9 protein-coding genes are annotated in these 12,371 nt (G+C 57.7%); 3 read left to right on the plus strand and 6 right to left on the minus strand.

What is annotated here, in order from left to right:
- Positions 1 to 5 precede the first annotated feature (5 nt).
- Positions 6 to 1,004 (plus strand): ArsJ-associated glyceraldehyde-3-phosphate dehydrogenase, encoded by a 999-nt coding sequence (locus tag CLM58_RS07415; RefSeq protein ID WP_095595308.1) that lies wholly within the window; start codon positions 6 to 8, stop codon positions 1,002 to 1,004.
- Positions 1,001 to 2,257, plus strand: coding sequence for an organoarsenical effux MFS transporter ArsJ (arsJ, locus tag CLM58_RS07420; protein ID WP_095595309.1), 1,257 nt, complete (start codon positions 1,001 to 1,003; stop codon positions 2,255 to 2,257). Before CLM58_RS07415 ends, arsJ begins: the two co-directional genes overlap by 4 nt.
- Before the next feature lie 7 nt (positions 2,258 to 2,264).
- Here arsJ and CLM58_RS07425 read toward each other — a convergent pair whose 3' ends face one another.
- From CLM58_RS07425 to CLM58_RS07450, 6 genes are all read right to left on the minus strand, one after another.
- A complete protein-coding gene (locus CLM58_RS07425) occupies positions 2,265 to 3,314 on the minus strand; it encodes a 2-oxoacid:ferredoxin oxidoreductase subunit beta (RefSeq protein ID WP_095595310.1) in 1,050 nt (349 codons plus the stop codon).
- Entirely contained in the window at positions 3,314 to 5,194 is a 1,881-nt protein-coding gene (locus CLM58_RS07430) for a 2-oxoacid:acceptor oxidoreductase subunit alpha (protein ID WP_095595311.1), read from the minus strand. Before CLM58_RS07430 ends, CLM58_RS07425 begins: the two co-directional genes overlap by 1 nt.
- Entirely contained in the window at positions 5,191 to 6,984 is a 1,794-nt protein-coding gene (locus CLM58_RS07435) for an FAD-dependent oxidoreductase (protein WP_095595312.1), read from the minus strand. Before CLM58_RS07435 ends, CLM58_RS07430 begins: the two co-directional genes overlap by 4 nt.
- 198 nt (positions 6,985 to 7,182) lie before the next feature.
- A complete protein-coding gene (locus CLM58_RS07440; RefSeq protein ID WP_095595313.1) occupies positions 7,183 to 8,523 on the minus strand; it encodes an NAD(P)/FAD-dependent oxidoreductase in 1,341 nt (446 codons plus the stop codon).
- Positions 8,524 to 8,629: 106 nt separating this feature from the next.
- Complete coding sequence (locus CLM58_RS07445) at positions 8,630 to 9,568, minus strand: GlxA family transcriptional regulator (protein WP_229666230.1); 939 nt, start codon at positions 9,566 to 9,568, stop codon at positions 8,630 to 8,632.
- Positions 9,569 to 9,776: 208 nt separating this feature from the next.
- Positions 9,777 to 10,832, minus strand: a complete 1,056-nt coding sequence (locus CLM58_RS07450; RefSeq protein ID WP_373286818.1) for a LacI family DNA-binding transcriptional regulator — start codon at positions 10,830 to 10,832, stop codon at positions 9,777 to 9,779.
- A 231-nt stretch (positions 10,833 to 11,063) separates the two neighbouring features.
- Here CLM58_RS07450 and hisD point away from each other — a divergent pair, with 231 nt between their 5' ends.
- A complete protein-coding gene (hisD, locus tag CLM58_RS07455) occupies positions 11,064 to 12,371 on the plus strand; it encodes a histidinol dehydrogenase (protein WP_095595314.1) in 1,308 nt (435 codons plus the stop codon).

Below are 12,371 nucleotides of genomic sequence, written 5' to 3' on the forward strand. Positions count from 1 at the left end.
ACCAAATGACAACCTATGCACTGAATGGCCTGGGCCGGATGGGAAAACTGGCGCTGAAACCGTTGCTTGAGCGGGGGGCAAAAATTGCTTGGATCAATGACGCCGTCGGCGACCCCGAGATGCACGCGCACTTGCTAGAGTTTGACACGGTGCATGGTCGTTGGGACGCAGAGTTTTCGTATGATGACGAAAGCGTCACGATCAATGGTACCAGCATCCCCTTCATCGGCACCCGTGACCTGAACGACCTTCCGCTAGAAGGCGTGGACGTGGTGATCGACTGTACCGGCGTCTTCAAGACCGAAGCCAAGCTGGCCCCCTATTTCGCGGCTGGGGTTAAGAAGGTTGTCGTTTCGGCCCCGGTCAAGGATGGCCCCACGGCCAATATCGTAATGGGCGTGAATGAAGAGACCTATGACCCGGCCGTACACCAGATCGTCACAGCCGCGTCCTGCACGACCAACTGCCTTGCCCCGGTGGTCAAGGTCATCCACGAAGGCCTGGGCATCAAGCATGGATCGATGACGACGATCCATGATGTGACCAACACCCAAACCATTGTTGACCGCCCGGCCAAAGACCTGCGTCGCGCACGCTCTGCGTTGAATTCGCTGATCCCAACCACCACGGGCAGCGCCACCGCGATCACATTGATTTACCCAGAGCTGAAGGGGCGTCTGAATGGCCATGCCGTGCGCGTGCCGCTGCTGAATGCTTCGCTGACCGACTGCGTGTTCGAGGTCGAGCGTGAGACGGCGGTGGAAGAAGTGAACGCCATGTTCAAAGCCGCCGCTGAAGGGCCGTTGAAGGGCATTCTGGGCTATGAGACCCGTCCGCTCGTTTCGACCGATTACACCAACGATGTACGCTCTTCGATCGTCGACGCGCCTTCGACCATGGTGGTGAATGGCACGCAGGTGAAAATCTATGCCTGGTACGACAATGAGATGGGTTATGCCCACCGTCTGGTCGACGTCGCCCTGAAAGTAGGAGCCTCCCTGTGAGCCACCGCCCCGAGGGCTTTTCTGCCTATATCGCCGTCACCGCCGCCTATTGGGCGTTCATGTTGACGGATGGTGCGTTGCGGATGCTGGTCCTGCTGCATTTTCACACCTTGGGCTTCAGCCCGGTGCAACTGGCCTATCTGTTCATCCTGTACGAGGTCGCGGGCATGGTCACCAACCTGTCGGCGGGCTGGATAGCCGCGCGGTTCGGGCTGACCTCCACGCTTTATGCCGGTTTGGGGTTGCAGGTACTGGCGCTGGCCGCGCTGGCGCAGCTTGACCCAAGCTGGGCTGTGAGTGTGTCGGTGGCCTATGTGATGATCGTGCAGGGGGCCTCGGGGGTTGCCAAGGATCTGGCCAAGATGTCGTCCAAGTCGGCGGTCAAACTTCTGGCCCCGACCGAGGATGGCGGGCTGTTCAAATGGGTTGCCGCACTGACCGGCTCTAAAAACGCGGTCAAAGGGGTGGGCTTCCTGTTGGGCGCGGCGCTGCTGGCGACCCTTGGATTTGACTGGGCTGTCTGGGTGATGGCGGGCGTTCTAGCCGCTATTCTGGTGGCCATCTCCATTGCCATGCCGCCGGGCCTGCCTAGGGGCCGCAAAGGTGCAAAGTTTTCCGAAGTCTTCTCGAAGTCGCTAAACGTCAACTGGCTGTCCGCGGCACGGGTGTTCTTGTTCGGCGCGCGCGATGTTTGGTTTGTTGTCGGCATCCCGATCTATTTCTATGCGGTCCTGTCGGACGGGAGCGAAGCGAGTAACCGCGCAGCCTTTTTCATGATCGGCACGTTTATGGCCGGATGGATCATTCTTTACGGTGTCGTGCAGGCCAACGCGCCACGTATCCTGCGGGCGAAGGACCGAAGCGAAGGGGCGTTGATCCGAGCGGCCCGCATGTGGGCTTGGGCTTTGTTCGTGGTGCCTGCTCTTCTGGCCTTGGCGACCATGTTGTCCCCCGCGCCACAGACTTGGCTGACCGTAACGCTGGTGGTTGGGCTGCTGGCCTTTGGGGCGCTGTTTGCAGTGAACTCTTCGCTGCATTCCTACCTGATCCTCGCTTTTACAAAGTCAGAGCGGGTGACAATGGACGTAGGCTTTTACTACATGGCGAACGCGGGTGGGCGCTTGCTGGGAACGCTGCTGTCAGGCCTGACCTATCAGATCGGTGGGCTTGCCATGGTGTTGGGCACCGCCGCTATCATGGTTGCGCTGGCTGCGCTTTTGTCGGGCAAGTTGCAAGAGCCGCAAGCAGTGTAAGGGGCCGTTACCGCAGCCCCTCGTTGATGCTGTTCAAAACGTGGCTGCCCGGGCAAAGCTCGTTCTTGCCAAGCTCGTTCAAGGGCCGTGTCGCCAGTTGCAGAGTGTGGGTCAGGTTCTGAGAATCCGGATCAAGATACAGAAGCCCGGTCAGGATCTTGCCCTCGGCATTCGCGGTTTGAACCTCTGACAGCGCGGCCTGACGGTCATTGGCAGCATAGTCCGAACTGGCCTTGTGCAGGTGGATGACCGAACCGTCGTGCAGCGTGACAGCCTGAGATGTTCCGGCGTCATATTGGGTGCGGATTTCTTCACGCATCGGAACGAAGTCCAGCGGCATTGGATCTATGTTTTCGCGCGTCGCGGAATAGCTTTTGCTGGCACCGGCATGGTTTGCAAAGGTCACGCAAGGGGACACGACATCAATAAACGCAAACCCCTTGTGGGCCATGGCCGCCCGGATCAGCGGCACCAACTGGTCTTTGTCACCCGAGAAACTGCGCCCGACAAAGCTGGCCCCCTGCAAAAGCGCAAGACTGGCCAGATCAATCCCGTCAAACGGGTTTTCAAACCCGATCTTGCTGATTGAACCAAGGTCGGTCGTTGCACTGTCCTGTCCCTTGGTCAGACCGTAGCAGCCGTTGTTGGCAACGATATAGGTCATATTCACGTTTCGGCGGATCAGGTGGATGAACTGCCCCATCCCAATCGAGGCCGTATCACCGTCCCCCGAGATGCCGATATAGGTCAGGTCACGATTTGCCACGCTCGCCCCCGTCGCAACCGAAGGCATCCGCCCATGGACAGAATTGAACCCATGGCTTTTGCCAAGGAAATAGGTGGGTGTTTTCGATGAACAGCCAATCCCGGACATCTTTGCGATCCGGTGCGGTTGGATGGAAGACAGGAAACAGGCGTTCCGGATCGCGGCAGAGATGCTGTCATGCCCACAACCCGCGCATAAGGTCGAGATCGACCCGTCGTAATCGGCAACCGTATAGCCAAGCGCGTTCGTGGGCAGCTTTGGGTGGCGGAATTTGGGTTTAATGTAAGACATCAGGCAGTCTCCGGACGCAGGGCGATGACGTCAGCCCCCTTGGTGTTCAAGGCTTCCCTGATCTGCGCAGCGATGTCGCGTGCGGTGATCGGGGTGCCGGAATAGTTCAGGACAGAGTGCAGCTTATCGGGCGCGATATGACACTCGTTCATAATCAGCTGCCGCATCTGGCCGTCGCGGTTCTGTTCGATCACGAAGATCATATCGTGATCATGGATGAACGTCTCAAGGCTTTCATGGAACGGGAAGGCCCGGATCCGCATCGTGTCGATCGGATAGCCCTCGGGTGCCAGCATCTCGACCGCCTCATAGGCAGGCGAGGCTGACGTGCCAAAGAACAGTGCGCCCAGCTTTAGCTTGGTCTTGGGTTTCTTCACCTCGATCGGCGGGTGCGTCTTGGGTTCCGGGACATAGGACTTGGCGGTCTCGAACTTCCGCAGCAGGCGGTCGACATTCTGGACATAGTCCTCGCCCTTCTCGGAATAGACGGCCATCTCGTTCTTGGACGATCCGCGAGTAAAGAAAGCCCCTTTGTCAGGGTGGGCGCCGGGCAAAGTGCGATAGCAGATGCCATCGCCGTCCACGTCAAGGTAGCGCCCCCAGTTTTCTGCCTCGTCCAGACCTTTTGCGTCCAGCACTTTACCGCGGTCCATCTGATAGCTGTCGTCCCATTCCAGCGGCGGCGACATCCAGTCGTTCATACCCAGATCAAGGTCTGTCATCAGGATGATCGGGGTCTGCAGCTGTTCCGACAGGTCAAAGGCCTGCACGGTCATGTCGAAGCATTCGCGCGGGGTGGCGGGGAACAGCAGTACGTGTTTGGTGTCGCCGTGGCTGGCATAGGCTGCGGCCAGAATGTCGGATTGCTGGCTACGGGTTGGCATGCCGGTCGATGGGCCAGAGCGCTGGACGTCGATCAGCACTGCAGGGACTTCGGCGAAATAGGCAAGACCCAGAAATTCCGACATCAGCGACAGGCCGGGGCCTGAGGTTGCCGTAAACGCGCGCGCGCCGTTCCAGCCCGCACCGATGACCATGCCCATGGCGGCCAGTTCGTCCTCTGCCTGAATGATGGCGAAGTTCTTTTTGCCAGTCCCGGCGTCGATCCGCATCCGCTCTGCATATTGCGAGAAGGCGTCAACGACAGAGGTCGATGGCGTGATCGGATACCACGCGGCCACCGTTGCCCCGCCATAGATCGCCCCAAGGGCCGCAGCGGTGTTGCCGTTCATCAGAATGTGGTCGCTTTCCAGAATGTGCGGCGCGACGTTGCCCCCTTGCTCTAATCGGATCGGCAGCGGGCATTTGAAATTCTCACTGGCGAATTGATACCCCATCTCAAGTGCGTGCACATTCGGCGAGATCAGCTTTTCCTTGCCTTTGAATTGGTCGCCCAAAAGGTCTTTCAGGATCGAAAACTTGATGTCCAGCAGCGCCGCCAGCGCGCCTACATAGACCACGTTTTTCAGAAGTTGCTGTAGACGGGGGGCCTTGAACTCGCGCATGCACATCTCGGTCAGCGGAATGCCGAAATAGCTGATGTCGTCGCGCTTCAGGTTCTGGGCGAGGGGTTTGGTGTTGTCATACAGGAAATAGCCGCCTGGCTGAACGCTGGCCACGTCGTCAGCCATTGTCTGAGGGTTCACACAAACCATCAGGTCCACACCGCCACGACGGCCCAGATACCCTTTCGAGCTGACCCGAACCTCGTACCATGTGGGCAGGCCCTGAATATTCGACGGGAAGATGTTGCGCGGGCTGACGGGGATGCCCATCCGGAAAATCGCCTTGGCGAAAAGGTGGTTGGCCGAGGCTGACCCGGTGCCGTTCACATTGGCGAATTTCACGACGAAATCGTTGATACCTTTAATCTGTTTCATCGTTGTTTCACCAATTTGGGCGTCGCCTTCGTTGTGTTGTAGAAGAACATCTGCATGTCCCATGCGGCGGTCGGGCAGCGTTCGGCGCACAGGCCGCAGTGCAGGCAGACGTCTTCGTCTTTCACCATGACCTTGCCGGTTTCCAGCGTGCCAGAGACGTAAAGCGGCTGTTCAAGGTTGTCCGCCGGAACCGCCAATTTCTGTCGTAGGTCATCTTCTGGTGCGTTCTGGATGAAGTTGATGCAACTGGTCGGGCAGATATCGGTACAGGCATCACACTCGATACAGCTGTCGGCTGTGAACACCGTCTGAGCATCGCAGTTCAGACATCGTTCTGCTTCGATAAAGGCGGTTTCTGGATCAAAGCCTAACTCGACCTCAAGGGACCGATCACTTAGCGCCTGATCCAACTCTACCAGCGGAACGATTTTGCGTTCGTCCGTGATAGGGATCGAGTCATAGCTCCATTCGTGGATCCCCATCTTCTGACTGATCAGGGTCACGTTGGGAGCAGGGCGGTCAGAGATTTTCTTGCCCTGACAGTACAGGTCGATCGACACCGCCGCCTGATGGCCGTGTGCCACTGCGGTGATGATATTCGCCGGACCAAAGGCCGAGTCCCCGCCAAAGAAAACCTCTTTCCGGGTCGATTGGAAGGTTTTGTCATCATTGATGATCGGCGTGCCCCAACTGGTGAAGCGGATGCCAGTCGATTTCTCGATCCAGGGAAAGGCGTTTTCCTGACCGATGGCGACCAGCACGTCGTCGCAGGGCACGAACACCGGATCTTCACCGGTCGAGACCAGCTCACGGCGTCCGTCGTCGTGATAGACCGGTTCGACCTTGTCGAAATGCATGCCTGTCAGCTTGCCCTTCTCGACCACGAATTCCAAAGGCACATGGTTGTCCAAAATCGGGATGCCCTCGTGCATGGCATCTTCTTTTTCCCATGGGCTGGCTTTCATGTCGTCAAAGGGGCTGCGAACGATGACCTTGACGTCATCAGCGCCCAGACGGCGCGCCGTCCGACAGCAATCCATTGCGGTATTCCCGCCACCCAGAACGATCACTTTCTTGCCGATCGTCTCGATGTGCTCAAAGGCGACATTGGCCAGCCAGTTGATACCGACGTGAATATTTGCGTCAGCCTCTTTCCGGCCCGCAAGCTTGGGCAGGTCCCGCCCTTTGGGTGCCCCGCTGCCAACGAAAACCGCGTCGTACCCTTTGGACAACAGGTCCGCCATGCTGTCGACGTAAGTGTCGAACACCTGCGTTACGCCCAGATCAAGAACATAGCCGATCTCTTCATCCAGAACCGACTCTGGCAGGCGGAAGGATGGGATTTGCGAGCGCATGAACCCGCCCGCCTTGGGTTGTTCGTCGTACAGGTGAATTTCATAGCCCAAAGGCGCCAGATCGCGCGCCACGGTCAGCGAAGCAGGCCCTGCACCGATCAAGGCCACCTTCATACCGTTGGGCTTACCCGCCTTGGGCAGGCGGTCGGCGATGTCGTCCTTGAAATCTGCGGCAACGCGTTTCAGCCTGCAAATGGCGACCGGTTCTTCCTCGACGCGGCCACGGCGGCAGGCGGGTTCGCAGGGGCGGTCGCATGTCCGTCCCAGAACGCCGGGGAAGACATTGCTTTCCCAGTTGATCAGGTAAGCGTCCGTGTAATTCTGTTGGGCAATAAGCCGAATGTAGGCGGGCACAGGCGTATGGGCCGGGCAGGCATACTGGCAATCGACGACTTTGTGAAAAAACTCCGGATCGGAGACATCGGTCGGCTTCACACGAAATCCTTTCGGTTTTCTTCCGCGTATGTGCTTGTGCATTCAATAGAAGCCGTAATGCTTTCGTTTGTAAAGATTTTATGGAAGGGCTTTCATTTTTCCGAATATTGCGCAGATGGGGTGGTCGGGCCGTTGTTCAGTCGAGGCCTTCAGTTTGCTGTTGGGCTGCCGTCCAAACGCGAGCCTCAAGATCTCAGATCAGCTCCATGGGTAGGGGCTGTTTGAGACAGGGTGCAGTTTGCCCTCGGCGTAGCGAGAGAAACGGAAGGGTTCCAGCAGGGCCGAAGTTTCACCCATGATCTCTTGCGCGACCAGTTCGCCGACACCGATCATTTTGTAGCCGTGGTTGCTGTCAGCGATCATGTAGATGTTTTCGCGGAACACATCGAAGACCGGGAAGCTGTCCGGGGTGAAGCAGCCAATGCCGCCCGAGGCCTCTTTATGATAGCGCGGCATGGTTCCTTTGAAGCGCGAATGACAATGCGCCAACGCCGAGACCCACATATGGGCAAACTCTGGCGAAGACACGAATTCTGTAGAGGACGGACCATAGGGGTCGATTGCCAAATCATCCGCCTCCTTGTGGATCGGATAGGGCATCGCGCCACCCTGAATGCCGCCAAAGTTGGTGTCGGGTTTGTAATAGATGCCCCACATCTCTTCAGTAATCAGGCTGCCGTCGGCGTCGGAATATAGTGGCGCGTCGGTGTCCACGTGGATGACCGGCGGCAGATTGCCGTCATTGGTTCGCAGCAGTTCGGGATCAACACGCAGGACGCCTTCTTCCAGCTGCCAGAAGGTCCACATGGGCAGGCCGTCGTGCATCTTGCCGTCAGTCCCCTTGATCGAAATCTTCTTGGGCAGCTCTGCCATGGTCCAGAAATCACGTGCCCAAGGGCCCGCAGCCACGACCACGTATTCGCAGTCAATATCACCCTTTTTGGTCTCCACGCCGGTCACGGCCGAAGTTGCGCTATTCGCAAACTTGAAGCCGGTCACGGTGATGCCTGATCGAATTGTGACGCCCTCGGCTTCTGCCATTGTTGCCAGGGCATAGACCGCAGGTGCGTTGTGAGCAAAGCCGCCCTTCTTCTCATGCAGGACAGAGGTGATGTTTTGCGCCGACCAGTCGTTGAACATAGCCTTCATGTATTTGTCGCTGTCGGCGGCGCCTTCGATGAACACGGACTCGTAGCCGATGGCTTTCTGCTGCTGATAGATGGCGCCGACATCTTCGCGCATCGATTCCGCCGATATCTGCAAATAGCCGACCGGATTGTACTGGAACGCCTTTGCGTTGGCTTCCCAATGTGCGACTGAATGCGCCATCAGCTCTCGCATAGCCGGTTGGAAATAATTGTTGCGCACAACTCCGCAGGCGATGCCCGACGCCCCGGCAGCAATACCTGCCTTGTCGATAACTAGGATGTCTTCGCCCGACCCGGTTCCGGCGGCCTTCAGTTTCCGGGCCAAGTGGGTGGCAGTGGACAGGCCGTGAATACCAGCGCCGATGATAAGATAGCGGGTGGACTTAGGCATGGTTCGCTCCGGACCTTCAGGGGGGGGCTTGGGTTTGAAAGTGCCTTAAGTTTGGCACAGGTGGCCCCCTTCAGTCAGTCAGGAATTTTCGTAACCTGTCCAGACCCTAGATTTCTTGCCGCCGCTTGCGTGGAGAAACGTGGTAAACTTCACGGAAGGCGCGGGCGAAGTTGGACTGGTTTGAAAAGCCCACGACCTCGGAAATCTCGGCCACGCTTAGCTTTGTCTGGCGCAACAACTCGTCTGCCTTGGCAAGGCGCAGACGGCTGTAGTGTTGTACGACCGAGCAATTGAGGTCTTCATGGAAATAGCGCTGCAACTGGCGCGCGCTGACACCGCTAAGCCTTGCCAGTTGCTCTACCGAAAGAGGGTCGGCGATATGGTCATCCATCAGGCGCAGGACGTTGCCGACGACCGGATGCAGGCTGGTCTCTTCGGTTTCGGCAAGGCGTTGCGCCTCGTCCGCCAGGCGGACCCGGGTGTGAATGAACCAGTCGCTGACAGCGGCGGCCAGTCCCGCACCGTGATCGGCCCTGATCAGCGCGTGCATCATGTCCAGCGGTGCGATGCCACCTGCGCAGGTCGCCCGGTCACGATCCAACACGAAAAGGCGTTTTTCCAGAAGCAGGTCGGGAAACTCTTCGCGCATGGCTTGCATGTGTTCCCAATGCACAGTGCAGCGTCGGTTTTCCAAAAGGCCTGCGCGGGCGAGTATGATCGACCCGCCCGAAATGCCGCCAAGTGCCAAACCATGTCTGGCGCGTTGCCTTAGAAATGCCGCCTCGGCTCGCGTGTTCAGTTGAAATGGATTGCCGCCAGCCACAACGAACAATTGCTGTGTGTCTTCTGGCAGGTCGGCCATCGGGATCGTTTCGAACAGCCCTCCGCATGAGGAGCGCACCAAACCGCCCTGTGCCGAGACATAGCAGATGTCATAGAGATGTTCGCCGGAGATCCCGTTGGCGGCGCGAAGGGGCTCTATCGCGGATGAGGCCGACAATAGGGCAAAGTCGGGCAGCATCAGGAATGCGATGGTTGCAGCCACAGATCTGTCCCTTTGCGAATGAATTTTGACAGTTTTAGAATTTAATAAAGAGGGTTTTACAGATGGCAATAGGACAAGGCCGAAAGAGAGTCCCGCGATGGATCGCACCGCCACGTTCCAACCTTTTTATCGACGGCTTCGCGATGCCGTATGTTGTCATTGGGAGAAAGCTGTTGTGTGTGACAGCCGAAGTCTGGGGGAACCGTGTTTAGGTTGGGGCGTTGCCCAAGGAATCCCGCTCAACGACGGTGGCTTCCAATTCCACACTTTGCTCGACATCTTCGCCGTTGCGCATCGCCAAAAGCAACTTTGCGGCACCGGCGCCCATGTTGCTGTGCGGGACGTGGACTGTGGTCAGGGCAGGGCTGACGATCTCGGCGATCTCGATATCATCGAATCCAGTGATCGAGATGTCTTGGGGCACCCTCAGCCCCTGTTTGCGTGCCTCTAACAGGGCGCCTGCAGCTAATACATCGTTGCCACACAGAACAGCGGTAGGCTTTGGGTCAGAATGTAAGAGGGTGGCCAATGCCTCTGCGCCGCAAGAGATGGTGTATTGGGTCTCGGTAATCTGCAGTTTGGAGGGGTCCAGTCCGCGTTCTTTCATTGCGTCCCGTATCCCTTCAAGTCGATGGCGCGCCCGGTCATTGCCTTCTAGCTGAGCTGAAATCAGTCCAAGCGACTGATGCCCATGATCCAGAACCCTTTCTGCCAGAAGCTTCATGGCCTTGCGATTGTCGAAGCCGATCGAGATACGGGCCTCGTTGTCGTCGTGAACCCAAGCGATCACATAGGGAATTTGCCGCTTTTCAAGAAAGTCGTAAGTGTCTGGCGTTCGGTCGTGGCCAATAAGAAGAAGTGCATCTGCGCCGCGCGCGACCAAGCTTTGGATCTGCTTATCTTCTAATTCGGGCCGATAAGAAGAGCTGGCAACCAACAGGGTGATCCCGTTACGCTCTAACTCTTCCTGAAAGGCCTGAAGGCCACGTGCGAAAATCGCGTTTTCCATGGTGGGGATGATCGCCCCGAACGTGTTCGTGCGCTTCGCAGCAAGGGCACGAGCGCCGAAATTGGGGGCATAGCCAAGGGCTTTGACGGCCTCCATCACGCGGGCCCGGGTTTTCTCGGAAACAACCGACGGGTTGTTCAGGCAGCGCGATACGGTCGCCGTAGAGACGCCAGAGCGCTCGGCCACGTCTTCCAGCGTGGGGGACTCGGCGGCCTTGTCTTGGCCTCGGTTTCTTTGTGACGGTGCGTTCATCATCATCTTCTTAGCTTTATCGCCCTTGGCTGGGGGGACACTGACCGCTGTAACGGATTCTATCATGACTCACAATGTAAGCGCTTGCATTATAAAATGTAAGCGCTTACGTTCGCGGGGACTCACCTACAGAAAAAGGAGCGGCCTGTGTTTTCGATCGTGGCGTTTTTCATCGCATGCGTCTCGGCGAACCCCACCGTTCTTTTGAAAGGTATCCATAATTAGGAGCCGAAAATGCCGAGAGAATACCTTAAGAAAGCGACGCTGACCTCGAAAAGCGATGCCTCGGAAACCAAGAAGATCGTTCGGGGTATCCTGGATGAGATCGAGGCAGGCGGGGATGAGGCCGCGCTGGCCTATGCCAAGAAGTTCGACAATTACGAAGGCGAAATCCTTCTGTCCCCGGAGGCGATCAAGGCCGCTTCTGCACTGGTCCCGGAAAAGCTGAAGCAAGACATTCAGTTCAGCCACGCCAACGTCAAAAAGTTTGCCGAAGCGCAGCTGGGCACGGTCAAGGACTTCGAAGTCGAGATCGTTCCGGGCTTCGTTGCAGGACAAAAGGCGATCCCGGTGGATGCGGCGGGCTGCTATGTGCCCGGCGGACGTTACAGCCATATTGCCAGCGCGATCATGACTGTGACCACCGCGAAAGTCGCGGGTTGCAAGCATATCGTCGCCTGTTCGCCCCCACGTCCCGATGTCGGGATCAATCCAGCGATCATCTATGCTGCGCATGTCTGTGGGGCGGATAAGATTCTGGCGATGGGCGGTGTGCAGGGTGTTGCTGCGATGACCTTTGGCCTTTTCGGGCTGCCCAAGGCCAATATTCTTGTTGGTCCGGGCAACCAGTTCGTGGCCGAGGCAAAGCGTATGCTGTTTGGCCGTGTTGGCATCGACATGATCGCAGGGCCGACCGACAGCCTTGTTCTTGCCGACGAAACCGCCGATCCGATGGTGGTCGCCGCAGACCTCGTTGGTCAGGCGGAGCATGGCTATAACTCTCCGGTTTGGCTGGTGACCAATGATCGGTCCCTTGCGGAAGAAGTCATGCGCCTTGTACCGACCCTGATCGACTCTCTGCCCGAGGTGAATCGCGAAAACGCGACCGCGGCGTGGCGTGACTATGCCGAGGTGATCCTGTGCGGTGATCGTGAAGAAATGGCCGCTACGTCTGATGAATATGCACCGGAACACCTGACCGTTCAGGCAGATGATCTGGATTGGTGGCTGGGCCGTCTGTCCTGCTACGGTTCGCTTTTCTTGGGCGAAGAAACCACCGTGGCATTTGGCGACAAGGCGTCCGGCACAAACCACGTGCTGCCAACCTCTGGCGCGGCCAGCTACACCGGCGGTCTAAGTGTTCACAAGTACATGAAGATCGTCACTTGGCAGAGATCCACCCGCGAAGGGTCCAAATCGGTTGCCGAAGCCACCGCCCGGATCGCGCGACTGGAAGGGATGGAAGGTCACGCCCGCACAGCGGATATTCGTCTGAAGAAATACTTCCCCGACGAAGACTTCGTTCTGAGTGCAGGGGAATAA

The organism is Actibacterium pelagium (assembly GCF_002285415.1).
Classification (GTDB): domain Bacteria; phylum Pseudomonadota; class Alphaproteobacteria; order Rhodobacterales; family Rhodobacteraceae; genus Actibacterium_B; species Actibacterium_B pelagium.

Bases quoted from the DNA above. Each gene is read 5' to 3' on its own strand.
- CLM58_RS07440 (WP_095595313.1), bottom strand. From the start codon at position 8,523: ATGCCTAAGTCCACCCGCTATCTTATCATCGGCGCTGGTATTCACGGC.
- CLM58_RS07430 (WP_095595311.1), bottom strand. From the start codon at position 5,194: ATGAAACAGATTAAAGGTATCAACGATTTCGTCGTGAAATTCGCCAAT.
- CLM58_RS07415 (WP_095595308.1), top strand. From the start codon at position 6: ATGACAACCTATGCACTGAATGGCCTGGGCCGGATGGGAAAACTGGCG.
- CLM58_RS07450 (WP_373286818.1), bottom strand. From the start codon at position 10,832: ATGATGAACGCACCGTCACAAAGAAACCGAGGCCAAGACAAGGCCGCC.
- hisD (WP_095595314.1), top strand. From the start codon at position 11,064: ATGCCGAGAGAATACCTTAAGAAAGCGACGCTGACCTCGAAAAGCGAT.
- CLM58_RS07425 (WP_095595310.1), bottom strand. From the start codon at position 3,314: ATGTCTTACATTAAACCCAAATTCCGCCACCCAAAGCTGCCCACGAAC.